At 63.2% G+C, this 19,612-nt stretch carries 15 protein-coding genes; 12 read left to right on the top strand and 3 right to left on the bottom strand.

The features are described from left to right. Positions 1-54: 54 nt before the first annotated feature. Together AC22G6_RS11255 and speE are read left to right on the top strand one after the other, a co-directional pair. Positions 55-444 (top strand): S-adenosylmethionine decarboxylase family protein, encoded by a 390-nt coding sequence (locus tag AC22G6_RS11255; RefSeq protein WP_199917068.1) that lies wholly within the window; start codon positions 55-57, stop codon positions 442-444. A 3-nt stretch (positions 445-447) separates the two neighbouring features. Beyond that, positions 448-1,335 (top strand): polyamine aminopropyltransferase, encoded by an 888-nt coding sequence (speE, locus tag AC22G6_RS11250; protein ID WP_487366839.1) that lies wholly within the window; start codon positions 448-450, stop codon positions 1,333-1,335. Between the two features lie 16 nt (positions 1,336-1,351). Here speE and AC22G6_RS11245 read toward each other — a convergent pair whose 3' ends face one another. After that, positions 1,352-2,464 carry an NAD(P)/FAD-dependent oxidoreductase gene (locus AC22G6_RS11245; RefSeq protein WP_487366838.1) on the bottom strand — a complete coding sequence of 371 codons (1,113 nt, stop codon included), beginning with the start codon at positions 2,462-2,464 and terminating at the stop codon, positions 1,352-1,354. A gap of 338 nt (positions 2,465-2,802) precedes the next feature. Between AC22G6_RS11245 and AC22G6_RS11240 the strand changes: the two genes are divergently transcribed. The 6 genes from AC22G6_RS11240 to AC22G6_RS11215 all read left to right on the top strand — a co-directional run bounded on the left by AC22G6_RS11240 (position 2,803) and on the right by AC22G6_RS11215 (position 12,057). Further along, positions 2,803-3,753: a TAXI family TRAP transporter solute-binding subunit gene (locus AC22G6_RS11240; RefSeq protein WP_487366837.1), complete on the top strand. Its 951-nt coding sequence runs from the start codon at positions 2,803-2,805 to the stop codon at positions 3,751-3,753. Positions 3,754-3,864: 111 nt separating this feature from the next. Further along, on the top strand, positions 3,865-5,901 hold the full coding sequence (locus AC22G6_RS11235) for a TRAP transporter permease (protein ID WP_487366836.1): 2,037 nt from the start codon (positions 3,865-3,867) through the stop codon (positions 5,899-5,901). After that, positions 5,901-6,287: a DUF1850 domain-containing protein gene (locus tag AC22G6_RS11230; protein ID WP_487366835.1), complete on the top strand. Its 387-nt coding sequence runs from the start codon at positions 5,901-5,903 to the stop codon at positions 6,285-6,287. The genes AC22G6_RS11235 and AC22G6_RS11230 overlap by 1 nt, the downstream gene beginning before the upstream one ends. A gap of 3 nt (positions 6,288-6,290) precedes the next feature. After that, positions 6,291-8,114, top strand: a complete 1,824-nt coding sequence (locus AC22G6_RS11225; protein WP_487366834.1) for a sensor histidine kinase — start codon at positions 6,291-6,293, stop codon at positions 8,112-8,114. Further along, a complete protein-coding gene (locus AC22G6_RS11220) occupies positions 8,111-9,478 on the top strand; it encodes a sigma-54-dependent transcriptional regulator (RefSeq protein WP_487366833.1) in 1,368 nt (455 codons plus the stop codon). The genes AC22G6_RS11225 and AC22G6_RS11220 overlap by 4 nt, the downstream gene beginning before the upstream one ends. Positions 9,479-9,915: 437 nt before the next feature. Further along, positions 9,916-12,057: a TonB-dependent receptor plug domain-containing protein gene (locus AC22G6_RS11215; RefSeq protein ID WP_487366832.1), complete on the top strand. Its 2,142-nt coding sequence runs from the start codon at positions 9,916-9,918 to the stop codon at positions 12,055-12,057. 10 nt (positions 12,058-12,067) lie between these two features. Here the strand turns inward: AC22G6_RS11215 and AC22G6_RS11210 are convergent, their stop codons facing one another. After that, on the bottom strand, positions 12,068-13,753 hold the full coding sequence (locus AC22G6_RS11210; protein WP_487366831.1) for a hypothetical protein: 1,686 nt from the start codon (positions 13,751-13,753) through the stop codon (positions 12,068-12,070). 175 nt (positions 13,754-13,928) lie between these two features. Between AC22G6_RS11210 and AC22G6_RS11205 the strand changes: the two genes are divergently transcribed. Both AC22G6_RS11205 and AC22G6_RS11200 read left to right on the top strand, forming a co-directional pair. Beyond that, positions 13,929-14,738, top strand: coding sequence for a peptidoglycan-binding protein (locus tag AC22G6_RS11205; RefSeq protein ID WP_487366830.1), 810 nt, complete (start codon positions 13,929-13,931; stop codon positions 14,736-14,738). A gap of 401 nt (positions 14,739-15,139) precedes the next feature. Then, on the top strand, positions 15,140-16,540 hold the full coding sequence (locus AC22G6_RS11200; RefSeq protein ID WP_487366829.1) for a nucleobase:cation symporter-2 family protein: 1,401 nt from the start codon (positions 15,140-15,142) through the stop codon (positions 16,538-16,540). Between the two features lie 66 nt (positions 16,541-16,606). Here the strand turns inward: AC22G6_RS11200 and AC22G6_RS11195 are convergent, their stop codons facing one another. After that, entirely contained in the window at positions 16,607-18,220 is a 1,614-nt protein-coding gene (locus tag AC22G6_RS11195) for an NAD(P)/FAD-dependent oxidoreductase (protein ID WP_487366828.1), read from the bottom strand. Between the two features lie 145 nt (positions 18,221-18,365). Here AC22G6_RS11195 and AC22G6_RS11190 point away from each other — a divergent pair, with 145 nt between their 5' ends. After that, complete coding sequence (locus AC22G6_RS11190) at positions 18,366-19,211, top strand: 23S rRNA (adenine(2030)-N(6))-methyltransferase RlmJ (protein WP_487366827.1); 846 nt, start codon at positions 18,366-18,368, stop codon at positions 19,209-19,211. After that, complete coding sequence (locus AC22G6_RS11185; RefSeq protein ID WP_487366826.1) at positions 19,208-19,561, top strand: nucleotide pyrophosphohydrolase; 354 nt, start codon at positions 19,208-19,210, stop codon at positions 19,559-19,561. Before AC22G6_RS11190 ends, AC22G6_RS11185 begins: the two co-directional genes overlap by 4 nt. The last annotated feature ends 51 nt before the right edge of the window (positions 19,562-19,612 follow it).

Here is a 19,612-nt window from a genome sequence, read left to right as displayed (position 1 = left end):
GCACGACATGCTAGAATTGCCAGCTTGACTCAACCTGGAATATCGAACCCGTAAATGAATGGTCTTCATCTGATTGCCGATCTGTATCGGTGCGCTGACGCCGGCAAACTCATGTGCGAGTGCGCCGATCTCGAGTCCCTGTGCGTCGCGGAATGTCGCGAAGCGGGGCTCACGCCGCTTGGCGCATATTTCTACCAGTTTCGCGACGAGAATACCGGAGAGGCCGCAGGCGTGACCGGTACCGTCGTGCTGGCCGAATCGCATCTGGCAATCCATACCTGGCCCGAGAGCGGCGATGTCACCCTCGACGTGTATGTGTGCAATTACTCGCGCGACAACAGCGACCGTGCGCGTCGCGTGTTCGAGCGTGTGATCGCCGCAATGGGCCCCGAAGACCGTGTCGAGCACCAGGTGGTGCGCGGTCGCCTGCCCGCCGAGGTCTGATCGATGAGCGGTGCGAAACTGCCCGAAGCCGAAGGCCTGATCTTTGAGCAGCTTAACGACGATTCCGGGTACTTCTACCGCGGCGGGGAGCTGATCGAGCAAGGTCATTCCGAGTTCCAGGCGTACGAAGTCTGGGATTCACCCCAGTTCGGCCGCCTGTTCCGGCTCGATGGCTGCTTCATGACTTCGGAGCGGGATGAGTTCTACTACCACGAGAACATCATCCATGTGCCGGCAATCACCCATCCGGCGCCACGCAGCGCGCTGATCATCGGCGGTGGTGACGGCGGTTCGGCTGACGAACTGTTCAAGCACCCGACCATGGAACGCGTGGTGCTGGCCGAGCTCGACGAGAAGGTCATCGACATCGCCCGCCACCATCTGCAGTCGGTGCATAACGGCGCCCTCGACGACCCCCGTCTTGAGATCCGCATTGGCGACGGGCTGCGCTACGTGATGGAGGATGGTCCCGCTGCAGGCGATACCTACGATCTCATCGTGCTCGACCTGACCGACCCGGTCGGCCCGGCCGAAGCGCTGTACGCCGAGGATTTCCTGCGCGGCTGCGCGGCCATGCTGACCCCGGGCGGTGCGCTCAGCCTGCATATCGGTGCGCCGGTTTTCCAGCCCGAGCGCGTGCGCGACCTGGTCGCTCGCTTGCGTCACGTGTTTGCCGTTGTCAGGCCGTATTTTCTCTACATTCCGCTTTACGGCAGCCTGTGGGGCCTCGCCACCGCATCGGCAACGCTCGACCCGCTTGCGCTGGACGCTGACGAGGTCGATCGGCGCATCGCCGAGCGCGGTATCGGGCAACTGCAGCACTACAACGGCGAGGTGCATCGCGCCCAGTTTGCGCTGCCCAATCACCTGCGCAAGCTGCTGGGCGGGTAAGGCCCCGATCGCGTCCTCAGGCGCGCCGGGCGAGCTGGGCGACATGTTCCCCGATTGCCATCGACGCGGTCAGCCCGGGTGATTCGATCCCGAACAACTGGATGAGCCCCGGAATGCCGTGCTGCGCCGGTCCGTCGAAGCGGAAATCGGCGTCGGGCTCGCCGGGGCCGACAATCTTGGGGCGCACGCCAGCGTACCCAGGATCGAGACGGCCATCTTCCAGTGCGGGCCACCATTTGCGGATCGCGGTGTAGAAGCGCTCGGCGCGTGCCGGGTCGACACTGTAGTCGGGGGCGTCGATCCATTCCACATCGGGGCCGAACTTTGCCTGTCCGCCAAGATCGAGGGTGAGGTGCACGCCCAGTCCGCCGGCTTCCGGAATCGGATAGATGAGGCGGGAGAAGGGCGCGCGGCCACGGTAGGTGAAGTACACGCCGCGGGCGAAGTGCGCCTGCGGCAGCGCTGTAGCCGGCACGCCCTCGATATGGTGCGCGATGTCGATGGCGTCTAGCCCTGCGGCATTGATCACGCACCCGGCGCGCAGCTCGGTCTCGGTGCCGCTGTCATCGACGATCTGCAGCACGATGCCGTCGCCGTCTACCCGCCCGCCACGCACCGGACTGGCAAGTGCGAGCATGGCGCCGTGATGCTCGGCATCTCCCAGCAGTGCAAGCATCAGGCCGTGGCTGTCGACGATGCCGGTGAAGGGCGACAGCAGCGCAGCGTGCGCGTCGAGCTCGGGCTCCATGTCACGGATTTCGCTGGTCTCGAGCCAGCGCAGATCGTGCACCCCATTCGTTTGCGCACGTGCGTGGATGTTCTTCAGGGCATCGGTCTGTTGTGGCTGAGGAGCGACCAGCAGTTTGCCGCAGCGCTGGTGGCCGATGCCGCGCTCGGCGCAGTAGCGATAGAGCATGTCGCGACCGCTTACGCACAGGCGCGCCTTGAGCGAACCCGGGGCGTAATACAGGCCGGCATGGATCACCTCGCTGTTGCGCGCGCTGATGCCGCTGCCGAAGGTGGTCTCGCGTTCGAGGATGATCACTTCACGTCCCGCCTGCGCCAGCGCGCGGGCACATGCCAGGCCCACCACGCCTGCGCCGATGACCACACAGTCGATTGTCTCCATGTTTCATGCCTCCGGTATCGCTGTTGTTCCGCCATGCGTGGCGGGTTTTGTTGAGCGCGCCGAGTTCTACCAGATCGTTCGGCCGTCAGGTAGCGGCTGAACCGCACAAGGTATCGCAGTGCGCCCCGGTTTGTCTGAAAGTCCGGACGGTTTTGGTGGCTGCATTCCGGAAGTTCGGAATCTGCACCTCGGCGGGTGCGGGTGAAAAACGAACAAGCAAATAAAAACAGATAGTTACGAGCGTCGTCCTGTCGATGCTTTCTGGCACGACGATTGCGATGTATTGAGGGCTCAGGATTTATGGGCGAATTCAAAAAGTCTATTGAAGGAGACGATCGATGAAGAGCATTGTGCGCAACTGCCTGCTTGGCGCGCTGATTACGGTAGTCACCCAGACCGCCTCGGCGGCGACCTTTGTCAACGTGCTGACCGGCGGCACCAGCGGCGTGTACTACCCGCTGGGCGTGACGCTGTCGCAGATCTATGGCGAGAAGATTCCTGACGCCAAGGTTCAGGTGCAATCGACCAAGGCTTCGGCCGAGAACCTCAACCTGCTGCAGAGCGGGCGCGGTGAGATCGGCTTTGCACTGGCCGACTCGGTGTCCGATGCGTGGAAGGGCGATGCCGATGCCGGCTTCAGCAAGCCGCTCGACCGCTTGCGTGCGGTCGCTTCGGTGTACCCGAACTACATCCAGATCGTCGCGCTCAGCGATGCGAACATCAAGACCCTTGCCGACCTCAAGGGCAAGCGCATCTCGGTCGGTGCGCCGCGCTCGGGCACGGAGATCAATGCCCGCGCCATCCTCAAGGCCGCCGGCCTGAGCTACAGCGATTTCTCCAAGGTTGAATACCTGCCCTTCGGCGAATCGGTCGAGTTGATGAAGAACCGCCAGATCGACGTCACCCTGCAATCGTCCGGCCTCGGCGTGGCTGCGCTGCGCGACCTGTCGACGGCGGTGAAGGTGAACTTCGTGGCGATCCCGGCTGACGTGGTGGCCAAGGTGGGCGATGCAGCCTACGGGGCTGCGGTCATCCCCGCCAGCACCTATGACGGGCAGTCGGTCGACGTGCCGACGGCGGCAATCAACAACCTGCTGGTGACCCACGAGAAGGTGTCCACGGAAGTGGCCTACGAGATGACCCGCGGCATCTTCGAAAACCTCGAGCGCCTCGGCACGTCGCATGCTGCCGCACGCCAGATCAAGCTCGAGAATGCGGTAAAGGGGCTGCCGATTCCGCTGCACCCCGGTGCCGAGAAGTACTACCGCGAAAAGGGCGTGATCAAGTAAGCCTGCATCATCCGTTCGCGCCCTGTGCCACTCCGCGGAAGACCGTGGAGTGGAGCAGGGTGCCTGCACCCGTCTGCCCCGTCGCCCAGCGACATCCAGTCCGGAGTTTCCATGACTCAAACTGCCTCCTCGCCGGCCGCTGAAGCCGGCCATGGGATGCTGCGCGTTGTCTTCTACGTCGCCATCCTGTTTTCGGTCTTCCAGATCATAACCGCAGCCTTCAGCCCGGTCTCGAGCTCGGTAGTGCGATCCATGCACGTCGGCTTTCTGTTGCTGCTCACCTTCCTGATTTATCCCTTGCGTGGCGGCAGTGCAGCGGGCACGAGCATCCTGACGAAACTGGTCGGTTTCAGTGCGCTGGCGCTGGGCGCCTATCACTGGGTGTACGAGGCTGAGCTGGTCCAGCGCGCAGGCGAGCTCACGGATGCCGACATGTTCGTCGGTGTTGTGACCCTGGTACTGGTGTTCGAAGCGGCGCGGCGCATCATGGGCTTCGCCCTGCCGCTGATCTGCCTCGGCTTTCTGTCCTACGCACTGTTCGGCGAGTACCTCCCGGGTGTGTTCGCACATCGTGGCTACGGTCTCGATCAGGTCGTTGGCCAGCTGGCCTTCGGGACCGAGGGCATCTTCGGCACCCCGACCTATGTGTCGTCGAGCTACATCTTCCTGTTCATCCTGTTCGGCGCCTTCCTCGAGCAGGCAGGCATGATTCACCTGTTCAACGACTTTGCCCTCGGTACCGTCGGCCACACCAAGGGCGGTCCGGCCAAGGTGTCGGTGGTGTCGTCCGGTCTGATGGGCACGATCAACGGGTCGGGCGTGGCCAACGTCGTGACCACCGGCCAGTTCACCATCCCGCTGATGAAGAAGTTCGGCTATCGCGCCGACTTTGCCGGCGCGGTCGAAGCCACCAGTTCGATGGGCGGTCAGCTCATGCCGCCGGTGATGGGCGCTGTGGCCTTCATCATGGCCGAGACCATCAACGTGCCCTACATCGAGATCTGCAAGGCAGCCTCGATTCCTGCCGTGCTCTACTTCTTCACCGTGTTCTGGATGGTGCATCTGGAAGCAGGCCGCGCCGGCCTGAAAGGTCTGGCCAAGGAAGACTGCCCCGATCCCTGGGTGGCGATTCGCAAGCGCTGGTACCTGCTGGCGCCGCTGATTTCCCTCGTCTATCTGCTGTTCGCCGGCTTTACGCCGCTGTTTTCGGGCATGGTCGGCCTGGCGCTCACCGTGGTGCTGATCTTCGGTGCTTCGTATTCCGGTCGCCTCAATGGCCTGTCCCTGCGGCTGGTGTTCTGGATCGTCCTCGGCCTCGCCTGCTCGGCTTTCGCTTCGGTCGGCATCGTTGCGGTCATGGGCGTGATCGCGGTGCTCGCCGTTCTGCTGGCAGGTTACAAGGATGGACGCACCACGCTGAAGGTGGCGGTGCAGTCGCTCGCCGATGGCGCCATGCATGCGCTGCCGGTCGGTGTGGCGTGCGCGCTGGTGGGTGTGATCATCGGCTCGCTGACGCTGACCGGTGCGGCGACCGCCTTTGCCGGGTATATCATTCAGCTTGGTGCGCACAGCCTGCTGCTGTCGCTGGTGCTGACGATGCTGACCTGCCTGGTGCTGGGCATGGGGATTCCGACCATTCCCAACTACATCATCACCAGCTCGATTGCGGCGCCGGCCCTGCTGGAACTTGGTGTGCCGCTGGTGGTGTCGCACATGTTCGTGTTCTATTTCGGCATTCTTGCCGACCTGACGCCGCCGGTGGCGCTGGCTGCATTTGCGGCTGCGCCGATCGCCAAGGAGTCGGGGCTCAAGATCGGTGTGCGGGCCGTGCAGATTGCGGTGGCCGGTTTCGTCGTGCCCTATATGGCCGTGTTTGCGCCTGAGCTGATGCTGCAGGGTGACAAGGGCTTCGATGCCACAATCTATGTATTCTTCAAGGCTTTGCTTGCCGTGACCCTGTGGGGAGTTGCTGTGGTGGGTTTCTTCCGTACGCCGATGAACCTGATCGAGCGCGTGCTCGCCTTCGTGGCGGCATCGCTGCTGGTGGTTGCCTTGCCGATCACTGATGAGCTGGGCTTTGCGCTAGCCTCGTTGGTATTCGGCTGGCACCTGTGGCGGGCGCGCAGGCTCTCGCCGCTGACGGCCTGATGGGTGTCTGCCTCGCAACTGCGGTGGCCGCGGTAACACTCGCGGCCAACAGCTTCACCCTCGGGTGGACGCACTCGATCGAGAAAATCCTGTGGGAAGAGGACTGGCGGGTGGAGAACGCCGTGCTGGTGCTCGAATCGGTCCGGGTGCGCGGTTACGGCGCCGGAATGGAACCGGCGCCGGACGCGGTGCTGCATGACGGGGTGTGGGAATGGCATCCCCGCACCACCCACGAGCGCTTGCGCCTGACCCGCTCCGGCTTTACCGCTGATTACCAGTGGTGTGCCGAAGGCGCTGCCTGTGTGCCGATGTCGGCGGTGCTGCCCTCCGACGGCGGAGTGACCGAGCTTCGTGCCTGTGATGCGGCGCCGGCCGGCAGGCCCTGATCAATGTTCCTTCGCATCTCATCATCATGGTGGACGCCCCGGGTTCGTGGCGGGGCGCTGATCCTGGCCATCCTGCCGCTGCTGTGGTTCGGGTATCAGTGGCGGCTGCAGTCGGCCATGGACGAGCTCGAAAGCAGCGCCGGTCAGCGTCTGGCCCTGCTATCGGCCAGCCTGGATTCCGAATTGCAGCGTTATGAAAGTCTGCCCGTGGTGCTCGCACAGCATCCAGGTTTGCGCGAGCTCCTGGCACATGCAAACGATCCACGTCGGGTCGATCTCGCCAACCGCCTGCTGGAGCAGGTGAACGAGCGAACGGGGGCCGGGGTGCTGTATCTGATCGACCCCTCCGGTCGCACGCTGGCGGCCAGCAACTGGCAGCTTCCGGAGAGCTTCGTTGGAGAGAACTACGCTTTCCGACCCTACTTCAAGGATGCACTGAGGGGCGACTCCGGTGCGTTTTTCGCCGTCGGGGCGACCACGCGCATTCCCGGTTTCTTCATTGCGCATCCGGTGCTTGATGGCACGAGCGTCGTCGGTGTGCTTGCGGTCAAGGTCGAGCTCACGCTGCTCGAACGTACCTGGGCAGAGAGCGGTGAGTCGATCATGGTCGTGGACCGCCATGGCGTCGTGGCGCTGTCTTCACGCAGTGAATGGAAGTTCTCCACCCTCGCCCCTTTGTCCGAGGCATCGCGACAGGCGCTGAGCAATACCCGCCAGTACTTTACCGAGCGCCTTGAGCCGCTGCCCCTGGTGTGGCGGGAGGCCAACCGGCTGCGTCTTGATGGAAAGGCCTTCGTGGTCAGGCAGCAGGACCTGGGCTGGGCAGACTGGCGCATGATGATCATGCTCGATACGTCGTCGGCGAGCGAGGCTGCGCGAGTGGAAGTCCTCGCGGCAGCCTTGGCGCTGTGCGTGCTTGGCGTGGCCGGCATGTACTGGGCGCAGCGTGCGCGCCGCATCCGCGAGCGCCTTGCGGCGCAGACCGTGCTGGAGCGCACGGTGGCCGAGCGCACGGCGGATCTTGCCGCCACCAATGCGCAACTGCTGCGTGAAGTGGGGGAGCGGGCCGCCGCGGAAAAGAAGCTGCGTGGGGCGCAGCGCGCACTGATCGATGCCAACCGGCTGGCTGCCCTTGGGCAGATGGCGGCCGGTGTGGCGCATGAATTGAATCAGCCATTGGCCGCAATGCGCGCATTTGCTGGCAATGGACTGACCTTTCTGGAGCGCGGCAGGTATGAGCCGCTGGGCGACAACCTGAAGCAGATGATCGGTCTGGTGGAGCGCATGGCACGGCTCACGGCCCAGCTCAAGGTCTTTGCTTCCCGTCAGCAGTCGGTGCGTGGCTCTGCGCCTGCGGCACAGACCGTGCGCACCGTGGTTGGCTGGCTGGCCCACCGGATTGATGCGGGAGGGGTCGATCTGAAGACCTACGCGGAGGATATCGCGCTGCCGCTCCAGCCTCAGGCGCTCGAGCAGGTCTTGCTGAATCTGATCGGCAATGCGCTGGATGCGCTCGTTGGTCGATCGGGTGCCGAGGTCGAGGTCTGGGTGGGGAGACGTGGCAGTGCTCTGGTGCTTGAAGTCGCGGACAATGGCCCTGGTATCGACCCCGCCTTGAGAGAGAAGATCACTCAGCCGTTTTTTTCCACCAAACCGCTTGGCCAGGGGCTGGGGCTGGGCCTGGCTATCGTCAGCGATCTGGTGGTGGCTGCGGGCGGACAGATTTCGTTCGACCAGCGCCAGGCGGGTGGTGCAGTCGTCCGTGCGAGCTGGCCGACAGGGTCGGATGTGGATGACGAGAGCAGGGATCAGGAGTTGAGAGCATGAGTAGCGGGGAGTTGAAGGTGCTGTACGTCGAGGACGACGATGCGGTGCGGGCTGCGGGATGCCAGACCTTTGCATTGGCCGACATCGACGTGGAGGATCACGCCCGCGCAGAGTCGGTCGTCGCGCGCGTGGGGACCGCAACGCCCGCGGTGCTGGTGACCGATGTGCGCCTGCCGGGCATGGATGGCATGGCGCTGCTGCAGCGGGTTGTGGCCATCGACCCTGATCTGCCGGTAATCCTTGTGACCGGTCATGGCGATGTATCGATGGCGGTCGAGGCCATGCGAGCCGGCGCCTATGACTTCATCGAGAAGCCCTTTGCGCCCGAGCAATTGCTGGATGTCGTCCGCCGTGCGATGGAGAAGCGTCGCCTGGTGCTGGAGAATCGTGCATTGCGCAGGCAGCTTGCGCAGACGACGGGTACCGACGGCCTGCTTGGAAATGGCCAGGCGATGAGCCGGGTCCGTGAGCTGGTCGCCGAACTGGCCGACACCGATGTGGATGTGCTGGTGCATGGTGAAACCGGTACGGGCAAGGAGCGCGTTGCCCGCGGCCTGCACGAGTCCGGTCACCGACGGCAGGGCAATTTCGTTGCGATCAACTGTGCGGCTCTGCCCGAAACCGTGTTCGAGAGCGAAATGTTTGGGGTGGAGCCGGGGGCCTTTACCGGCGCCACACGCAGCCGCGCCGGAAAGATCGAACACGCCAATGGCGGCACCCTGTTTCTCGATGAAATCGAGGGCATGCCGCTGGCGCTGCAGGCAAAGCTCCTGCGTGTGTTGCAGGAGAGGGTTGTCGAGCGCCTTGGCTCCAACCGGCTTGTTCCGGTTGATTGCCGCATCGTCGCCGCCACCAAGGTCGATCTGGCCGAGGAAAGCAAGGCCGGCCGCTTTCGGGCCGATCTGTACTATCGCCTGAACGTCGTTCCGCTCAACCTGCCGCCCCTGCGCGAGCGGCGCGAGGACATTCCCCTGCTGTTCAACGCGTTCTGCCTCCAGGCGGCCGAGCGTTACCGTCGTCCGCAGCCGCCGGTCCTGCCGGCAGTGGTCGACTGGCTGATGAGTTGCGACTGGCCGGGCAATGTGCGGGAGCTGCAGCACGCGGCTGAACGCTATGTGCTTGGCGTGTGGCGACCCGGGTCGGGGGGCGCGCCGTCAGGCGAAACCTTGCCGCAGCGCGTCGCAGCATTTGAACTGCGCCTGATCGAAAGCGCGCTTGAACAAACGCTTGGGGATGTTGCAAGTGCGGCCGAGGCACTCGGTGTGCCGCGCAAGACACTCTATGACAAGCTCGCAAAACTTGGCGTGGATACGGCGAGGTTTCGTGGAGCAACGGTCCCGACAGGCCTTCCGGACGGGGATTGAAATCACCGGTATGGTGTATTCGTCAAGCTGAAAATTAATACCTTTTGTATATTAGTGCCGGGTGTTACGTCGCATTTTTGCGACAGTGTGCAGCGCCAGTATTCAGTTCTGTGAAACTGCCCCGAAGGAGGCTGCGCTCAAGGCGTCGTTCAGGCTTGGTGCGGCTCCTGCCGGGTTTCCGTACGACAAAGTACGGAACTTCTGCCCAAATGCGTACATTTACGCTCATTCCGGGGCGTTCGTATGCGATTGACGCTCCCGGAAACGCAATGGATACTTCGTCCAAGAAGCGAATGTGTCGGTCCCGATACGCTCGGAAAAAACATGCGGACAATGTATTCATGAACTGTGGTGCAAAACACTTCGGAATTTCTGACTTGTGTTCGGGAAACGCCAGAACTAATAAATTAGTTATAGGCGCGCCTGTGCGAAGGCGGATGCTTGCGAATTTGCTGCCGGTCTTGCTCTGTGCCTCGAGCATCGAAGCCTTCGCGTTTGCAGAAGACAACCTGTTTTTTGCCGAGTTGCCCATCGTTGCCTCGGTCAGCCGTCTGCCACAGCGCCTTGCCGACGCCTCTGCCTCGGTCACCGTGATCGATCGCGAAATGATCAAGGCGATCGGCGCGCGAGACCTCAATGATGTCTTTCGCATCGTTCCGGGCTTTCTGACCTATCCGAACAATACCGATGCGGCACGGGTCACCTACCATGGTCTGACCAATGAGGATTTCTCCCCCCGGGTGCAGGTCCTGATCGACGGGCGTTCCCAGTATTCGCCCTTGTTCCAGAACGGGGTGAACTGGGCGACGCTGCCGGTAGCGCTTGAGGACGTGGAGCGCATCGAGGTCGTGCGCGGCACCAACGCGGTCTCCTACGGTTCGAATGCATTCCTTGGCGTGATCAACATCATTACGGTCGATCCGGCCTTGGTGCGCGGCGTGTCGGTCAGCACCAATCAGGGCAACCAGGGTGTGAGCGATACCACGCTGCGAGCCGGCGGACGTCTGGGCGAGAGCGGCGATTTCCGCTTCACCTACCAGGAGAAGAACGACACTGGTTTCACTGACCAGTTTGACTGGCAGGACTCGTTCAATTCGCGCCTCGTCAACCTGAACGCCGGGTTCTGGCTCAGCAACAGCGATCAGCTGCAGTTGAGCTTTGGCCATATCGAGGCCACCACGATTCAGGGGCGTCTGAATAAAGAGGAAGTCAATGGGGTGGATGTGCTCACCGGTGGCGATGACCCCGGTAATCCCCTCCGGGACTTCGATCAGTCCAACACCTACATTCAGGCACTGTGGCGTCGTGCCCTGGGTGAGGGCTCGGATTTTCAGCTGCGCTATTCATATGCGGAAGACCACGGTTCCGAGGCCCATATCGAACGCACTGATGATCTGACCTGGAATGGTGACGACGATCTGCTCTACAAGGTCGACGCCTACGGCGATGTCGGTACCCGGCACGAACTCGAGGCGCAACACACGTTTTCCCCGTTCGACGCTACCCGTCTGGTGTGGGGCGCGGGTTACCGGCTGGACAGCCTGAAGTCGGACGATTTCCTGTATGGACGGGACACGGTCTATCGGCGTGTCGCCCGACTGTTCGGCAACCTTGAATGGAAGCCTGCGGAGTGGTTCACCGGGAACCTTGGGGCGGCGAGCGAGTACGACTCGCTTGGCGGTCGCAATTTCTCGCCGCGGTTGAGCCTCAACTTTCACCTCAACCCTGAGAACACGGTGCGTCTGGGGGCGTCCCGTGCCTTTCGGACCGGCAGTACGGTTGATTACGTTGGCAACCGCGTGCTGACGCCTTACTCGACGGCCAGTGGTACGCCCATTCCGGCAGGCCAGGTCTACAAGCAGGAGTTTCTTGGCGATCCGGACATGGAGCAGGAGGAGATCAACACGATCGAGATTGGCTATCTTGGTGACTGGAAATCCTTGCGCAGCAGTTTGGACATCCGGGTGTTCAGAGAGCGGATCCCGAACCGGATGCTGACGGTGAACCGGCTGTTGCCTTCATCCGTGTGCGACGTTCAGGTCTATCCCGGTTCATGTACCGCGACGGATGCCGACTTCACGACGGCCATCCAGAGGGTGAAGATCGAGGGCGTTGAATTCCAGTGGCGCTGGCAGCCTTTTGATTCGACGCGGCTGATGCTCGGCCAGGCATGGACCGAGATCTCTTCGACATATCTGGGTTCGGTCATGCCGGGGTCCGGGGTGACGACTTTGGTCAGAACCAGCAATCAGGAGAAAATTGATCTGCTGACGCGTCGGTCCAGTCCAAGCAGCTCAACGTCCTTTCTGCTGATGCAGAAGCTGCCAGGCGGACTGGACTTCTCGCTGGCCGGTTATTGGGTGGGCGAGATGAAGTGGACGCGAAACAGCTCGGTCGACTTCTATCGTCGCTTCGACGCACGCCTGGGCTATCCCTTCAATATCGGCGGTCAGCGTGGCGAAATCGCGTATACCGCGCAGTCGATCAACGGCGCCCACGGCGAATTCAAGGCCAGCGGCGAGCCCTCCGACCGGGTCGTCGAGTTGCGTCACTGGGTAACGCTGCGCGTCGATCTCTGACCCGTGGGCGCTAGCCCGCTCCAACGGCGGGCTGCAGCTGAGGTGTGTCGAGCAGTCCGAGCAGGGACGGGATGATGGTCTCGACGTGCTTGCCGACGTCGACGATGTTTGCCCGAGGCGTGGGGTGTTCGCGGTTTGGCGAGTCGCTGGCGGCGCGGCTCCACAGATCCAGCAGGCTGCGCTCAAGAAATGCCTTGTCAGTGCTGGCGTCGATGAGGAATAGCACCCGGTCCAGGGGCACGATGTCGATGAGCTGCTGAAGCTCGTACTGGCAGCCTTGGTTTGCGGCGGAGAAACTCCTCAGGTCCATCAGCACTGCATCGGCCGATGTGGCCAGGCGGCGCATTGCCAGTTGCCAGGTGTTCGCATGGCAGAAGAACTCGTTGATCCGGTAGCGGCCGTCCGGATCGGGGCCGCTGGCCCGGGCTTGCAGTCGGTGCTCAAGATCGTCGGCGTCGCGCACGAACTGGCGCGACAGGCGGCCGCCCACGAAATCAAGAAACTCATGTGGCTCGACCGTGCTCGTCGCCAGATCCGGGCCCGCGATCATGCTGATGTCGCCGGTGCGCAGCCAGCGCCTGGAAAGTGCGTCGAACAGCTGACCACTGCGCGCACCGAGCGCAAACACACGCAACAGCAGCAGCGAAGGTGGGTGCGGTGGCGCACGATGCAGGCCTGCGGCGCGAAAACCTGCCGTACTGACGGCCTTGTAGCCAGCAAAGGCGACCGGACCGGTCAGGATCCAGGCCCAGCCTTCGAAGGCGAGGGTGATTGACTGCACCATCCCGAACAGCAGCCACATGGCATCGAGCGTGAGTGCCTGATCGCTGCTGCGTCGGGCGAGATGGCGATGCCCCAGCCACTTGAGACAGAACCAGCCCGCCACCGCCGCCAGCAGTGCGCCAAGCAACATCGTGGCAAAGAAGGTGGCCTCTCCGCCGAGCCCGACCGCCGCGCCAGTCAGTACCGCTGCGCGCATGCCGGCTTCGCTGCTGCCGACCACGGTCAGTGCTATCTGCGATCCGGTAACGACGACCACCATGAAGGCCAGCACCAGCGGACCGACCGCGCGTACGCGGCGATGCAGAAATGCGAGCAAGAGGATGGTGGCGGGGGCGTTGGTCAGCATCCAGAAGCTCGCGACCTGGCCGACGCTCAGCGCGTCGTTGCGCAGCAGGCCGTAGAACGCAACCGCGAACAGCATGACGAAATAGGCGCAGGCGACGATCAGGCGCTGTTTCAGGTTCACGGCGACCAGCAGACCGATTGCGAGTGCCGCTGGCCACGCATAGCAGGACAGCAACCACAGAAACCGGACCACCACGAAGCCATCTGCGCGGGTCAGGATCATCCACGCGCCACCGAGGACCAGGGCGTACGTGAATCCGGCTGCACCGTAGACCAGCGATGCCATGACGAGCGAGCGCTGGATGGGGGCGCGGGCTCGCGGTTCCGGCAGGGTGCCGGCATCGACCATGCACAGCCTGAGCACGGCCCTCGGGGGCGCGAGCGGGGCGCCGTTACTGATTGCAGGCGTGGCCACGTCTGCACTGGAGATCGCCATTGAGCGCAAGACCGCACGCCGGTAGAGCGCCAGCAAGGCGATCGAGATCGGTGCGGTCAGCACGGCGCTTACGAGCAACAGAAACGGAAGCATGCCCGTGGTGATCAAGGTCGCCTGCGAACTGGCATACATGTGAAGCCTCCGGTTGCACGCGGGGTGCTCGTGAAGTGTCGCTACATATGCGTCGGATGGACGGCCGCGCGTGGTTTCAGTCCAGTATAGATGTGCCCGCACAATGTGCAGACTTGCAGCCGAAGCGATTGCGCTGACCTATAGTGAAATCGTCATTCATGCAGGGGAGACAACGATGACAGTGCTCAAGCGGGGAATGAAAGGCGCCGCGGTGAAGCGCCTGCAGCGCGAACTCAAGTCGAGAGGTTTCGACCCGGGCCTGCTCGACGGCGAGTTCGGTGGCGGGACCGAGGCGGCACTCATGGCATTCCAGCTGAGTGAGGGGCTGCTGGCAGACGGCATTGCCGGCCCGCGAACGCTTGGGGCGCTCGACCTGGCGAAACGTGCCGACGTGTGGCCGGATGTGCTGCCCGCAGTGACGGTGCAGGCAGTGTCAGAGATGTTTCCATCGACGCCGATCCGCAATATCCGCGAGAACCTGCCGCCTGTGAGTACGGCACTGGCCGAGAGTGGTCTGACCGACAAACCGATGGTGTTGATGGCTCTGGCTACGATTCGTGCCGAGACCGAGAGTTTCAAGCCGGTGCCGGAGGGGCTTTCACGCTTCAACACCTCGCCGCGTGGCCATCCCTTCGACCTCTACGACGCGCGTCGGGATCTTGGAAACCAGGGCGCACCTGATGGCGAGCGCTTTCGTGGCCGGGGTTACATCCAGCTCACCGGTCGCTTCAACTATGCGCGCTATGGAGAACTGCTCGGGATGGGGGATGAACTGGTGCGCAAGCCCGAGCTTGCTTCCGACCCCTTGATTGCCGGGCGTTTGCTGGCGGCCTTTCTGAAGGACAAGGAGGCCCGGATCAAGCGCGCGCTGATCGAGGGCGATCTGCGTCACGCACGCCGGCTGGTCAATGGCGGGAGTCACGGTCTCGACCGCTTCACGGATGCCTTTCATCGCGGCGAGCGGTCGATTTCGGACCTGGCCTGATCGTGTTTCCCGCCCTGCAGCCGGCGGGGCGGGGTTCCGGATCTGCCGGGACGTGATGGCTTCGTGCATATGTCGATATGCCTATAGTGCGAATAGCCGTCGGGGATATGCGAAATAGATTCACGTTCAAGGTGCGTCTGCGCAGTGTCTGCACCAATGTTGTTGGATTGAAAAATGCTATTAAACAAGGGTTTGCGTGCGTGGACTCAGCGATGCCCCATTTTGGCGCGAAAGAAATCGCGTTTTCCGGGGTTTGAGGTCTGAAAAGGGCGTGATTTGACGGCACGGGGCTTGCTGAGTGCTTTGGATGCGTCGAGTGAGCGGATTTCATCGAGCCACAAAGCCTGGTGAGTGTGCGCTCCCGACCGAGCCATTACCAATGACGCACAGGAGTCCTCATCATGTCGCAAGACAACCCCGCTGTTCGGCTGCCCGCCCTGTTATACGGGCTGGAGGATCGGCCCGGAACCGCCGCCAGTCTGCTTGCAGCGCTGCAGCACCTTCTTGCAAGCATCGTCGGCATCGTCACCCCGACGCTCATTATTGGCGGCGCACTTGGTCTTGGTCAGTACATCCCCTACCTGATCAGCATGTCGCTGTTCGTCTCCGGGGTTTCCACCTGGATTCAGTCCCAGCGTGTCGGGCCTATCGGCTCCGGTCTGCTCAGTCTTCAGGGAACGAGTTTTGCGTTTCTCGGCTCCATCCTCGCGGCCGGCCTGGTGGCAAAGGGGCGGGGCGATACGCCGGAGCAGATTCTGGCCTTGCTGTTTGGTCTCTGTCTCGCCGGCAGTCTGATCGAGATCGTTCTGAGCCAGTTCATCGACAAGCTTGGCAGGATCATCACGCCGACGGTGACGGGCATCGTGATCACCATCATCGGACTGAGTCTGGTCAAGGTCGGTGTGACCGACATGGCAGGCGGCTTCGGTGCGGAGGACTTCGGTTCTGCCTCCAACATGGCGCTGGCGCTGACGGTGATCACCATCATCATCTGGCTGAGTTTTGCGCGCAACAGCATGATCCGGCTCAGCGCAATCCTGATCGGCCTCGCGGTAGGCTTCGTGATCGCGGCGTTCGCCGGGATGGTCGACTTCTCCAGACTTGGCAGTCAGCCGTTTTTTGCGATTCCGGAACCGTTCAAGTTTGGTCTCGCATTCGACTGGGCGCTGTTCATCCCGATTGCGTTTCTGTACCTGATCACGGCGATCGAAACCACCGGCGATCTCACCGCAAACTCGGTGATCTCCGGTGAGCCGGTGAAAGGCCCGGTCTACATGAAGCGGATCAAGGGCGGCATCCTCGGCGATGGCCTCAACTCTGCCCTCGCAGCCGTGTTCAATACATTCCCCAACACCACCTTCAGTCAGAACAACGGTGTGATCCAGCTCACCGGCGTGGCAAGCCGCCATGTGGGCAAGTACATCTCTGGCCTGCTGGTGTTGCTCGGCCTGTTTCCGATCTTCGGCGCGGTGTTCGTGCTGCTGCCCAAGCCGGTGCTGGGCGGTGCAACGCTGGTGCTGTTCGGTTCGATCGCAGTGGCTGGCATCCGCATCCTGTCGACGCAGACAATCGACCGCAAGGCGATCTACGTGATGGCCCTGTCCTTCGGATTCGGGCTTGGCGTCAGCATGGTGCCGAATGCGCTGAGCGGCTTGCCCGATGCAGTGCAGAAAGTGATCGGATCGCCGATTACGATCAGTGGCATTACCGCCATCCTGCTCACGCTGATCCTGCCGGATGAGCCGCCGGCGGCGGCACATGACGAAAAGGTCGTCGCCAAGCCGGCGGTGGCAACGAACTGAGCCCGAGCCGGCCAGGCCGGACCCGGACTCGCCTGTTGACCGCGCTGAGCGCGGTGCGGGCCGGGCTCAGTCTGCCGGCTGGCCGTCGATGATGTCTTTGGCGAGCGCCTCGGCAACCCGGATGCCGTCGACACCGGCAGACAGGATGCCGCCGGCGTAGCCTGCGCCTTCCCCCGCGGGGTAGAGGCCCTTCACGTTCAGGCTCTGATAGTTCTCGCCGCGGGTGACCCGCACGGGTGACGAGGTGCGGGTTTCGACCCCGGTCAGTACCGCGTCATGCATCGAGAAGCCCTTGATCTGGCGCTCGAAGGCAGGCAGTGCTTCGCGTATGGCCTCGATTGCGTAGTCGGGCAGGGCGGTCGACAGGTCGCCCAGCTTCACGCCGGGCTTGTAGGAGGGCTCGACCGATCCGAGCGCCGTCGACGGCCGCCCGGCGATGAAGTCACCCACCAGCTGACCGGGCGCCTCATAGGTGCCGCCACCGAGCTCGAAGGCGCGTGATTCCAGTTCGCGCTGCAGGGCGATGCCGGCCAGCGGGCCGCCGGGATAGTCCTCGGGCGTGATGCCGACCACGATGCCGGCGTTGGCATTGCGTTCGTTGCGCGAGTACTGGCTCATGCCGTTGGTGACCACTCGGTTCGGCTCCGAGGTGGCTGCGACCACCGTGCCGCCGGGACACATGCAGAAGCTGTAGACCGAGCGCCCGTTCTTCGCATGGTGCACGATCTTGTAGTCGGCCGCTCCAAGCAGTGGGTGGCCGGCATACTTGCCGAGGCGGGCCCGGTCGATCAGGGACTGCGGATGTTCGATGCGGAAACCCACGGAGAATGGCTTCGCTTCCATGAATACGCCGCGTTCATGCAGCATTTCCACCGTGTCGCGAGCGCTGTGGCCGAGGGCCAGAACCACGTGATCACAGGGGATCTCTTCTCCGTCCGCGAGCACGACGGCGCGCACCTGGCCGTCTTCGATACGCAGGTCGGTGACGCGCTGCTGGAAGCGGATTTCGCCGCCGAGGGCCTCGATCTCGGCACGCATGGTTTCCACCATGCCGACCAGGCGGAAGGTGCCGATGTGAGGCTTGCTCACATACATGATCTCCTCGGGCGCGCCGGCCTTGACGAACTCGGTCAGCACCTTGCGACCATAGTGCTTCGGGTCCTTGATCTGACTGTAGAGCTTGCCGTCAGAGAAGGTGCCGGCACCGCCTTCGCCGAACTGCACGTTCGACTCGGGATTGAGCACGTTCTTGCGCCACAGGCCCCAGGTGTCCTTGGTGCGCTCACGCACTGCCTTGCCGCGTTCCAGCACCAGCGGTCTGAATCCCATCTGCGCCAGAATCAGGGCGGCAAAGATGCCGCAGGGGCCGAAGCCGACGACGACCGGCCGGTGCGCGACCGTCGCCGGCGCCTGACCGACGAAGTGGTAGCGGGTGTCCGGTGCGGGATTGATGTGGCGGTCGCCGGCGAAGCGCTTCAGCACACCGGCTTCGTTCTGCAGCGTGAGATCGATGGTGTAGATGAAGCTCAGCGAGGCTGCCTTGCGCGCATCGTAGCTGCGCTTGAAGACGGTGAAGGCGAGCAGGTCGGTCGCCGCAATGCCCAGCCGCTCGATGATGGCGCTTCTGAGCGCCTCCTCGGGATGGTCCAGGGGCAGTCTGAGCTCGGTGATTCGCAGCATGGGTGTTCCGGTCTTGTGATGATGGGCGAACGACTCGCCAGAGGGGCGGATTGTAATCGGTATCGCCTGCGTACAGCAGGCCCGGCAGCGCATGATCGCTGTCCGTGGTGGTAGCATTCCACGCCTTCGCCTATTGTTTCCGCCCATGCTCAGTTATCGCCACGCCTTCCATGCAGGCAATCACGCCGACGTGCTCAAGCACCTCGTGCTGCTCGAACTGCTCGACTACTACAACCGCAAGGACAAGCCCTGGGTGTATATCGACACCCATGCGGGCGCGGGCTGTTATGCGCTGGACGGCGATCAGGCAGAGAAAACGTCGGAATACGCCGATGGGGTGGGGCGCTTGTGGGATTGCGACGATCTGCCTGCGCCACTGACCGCTTATGTGAAGGCGGTGCGTCAGTTCAATCCGCATGGCCGGCTGGTGTTCTACCCGGGTTCGCCCGCGCTGGCGATGACTGTTGCGCGGCCGCAGGACCGGTTGCGGTTGTTCGAACTGCATCCGGCCGACGCGGTGTCACTGCAGCAGACCTTTGCCACCGAAACCGAGCGCGTGCAGGTCAGGAAGGCGGACGGCTTCTCCGGCCTGCGCTCACTCCTGCCTCCGCCGTCGCGTCGCGCCGTGGTGCTGATCGACCCGCCCTATGAGGTGAAGGACGATTATCGTCAGGCCGTGGATACCCTGCGCGATGCCATGCGGCGTTTTCCTACCGGCACCTACGCGCTGTGGTATCCGATGCTCGCGCGCCCGGAAGCACGGCAGCTGCCCGAGCGACTGGCTGCACTCGGGGCCGAGAGCTGGCTCGACGTACGCCTGGCCGTGCGGGGCGCACCCAAGGATGGTTTCGGCATGTTCGGCAGCGGCCTGTTCGTGGTCAATCCGCCGTGGGTGCTGCCCGAGCGGCTGGAGGCAGTCCTGCCCCGGCTGGTCGAACTGCTGGGTGAGGATGCAGAGGCGGGCTTCGATCTGGAGCATCACATCGAATGAGCAAGGACGCGCTGCACGAGTTGCGGGACAGCCTGCGCCGTTTCGCGGAGGAGCGTGACTGGGAGCAGTTTCATACCCCCAAGAACCTGGCGATGGCGCTGGCGGGTGAGGCCGGCGAAGTGATCGAGCACTTTCAGTGGCTGAGTGCGGAGCAGTCGGCTGCGCTCGACGACAGGACGCGGGAAGAGGTCGCCCTCGAACTCGCGGACGTGATGCTCTACCTCGTCCGCCTGGCCGACGTGCTTGAGGTGGATCTGGCCGATGCCGCACGCCGCAAGCTGGCGATCAACGCCGAGCGTTACCCGGCAGACAAGGCCCGCGGGCGTTCCGACAAGTACCACCGCCTCTGACGGACCGGCTCATCCCGGCCCCGGGGTGTTGTGCCGATGCCGCGAGACCTT

This window comes from Parazoarcus sp. PS-13 R2A, from assembly GCF_057621855.1.
The sequence above is the reverse complement of the archived record's forward strand: the minus strand, read 5'-3'. Positions and strand labels throughout refer to the sequence as shown.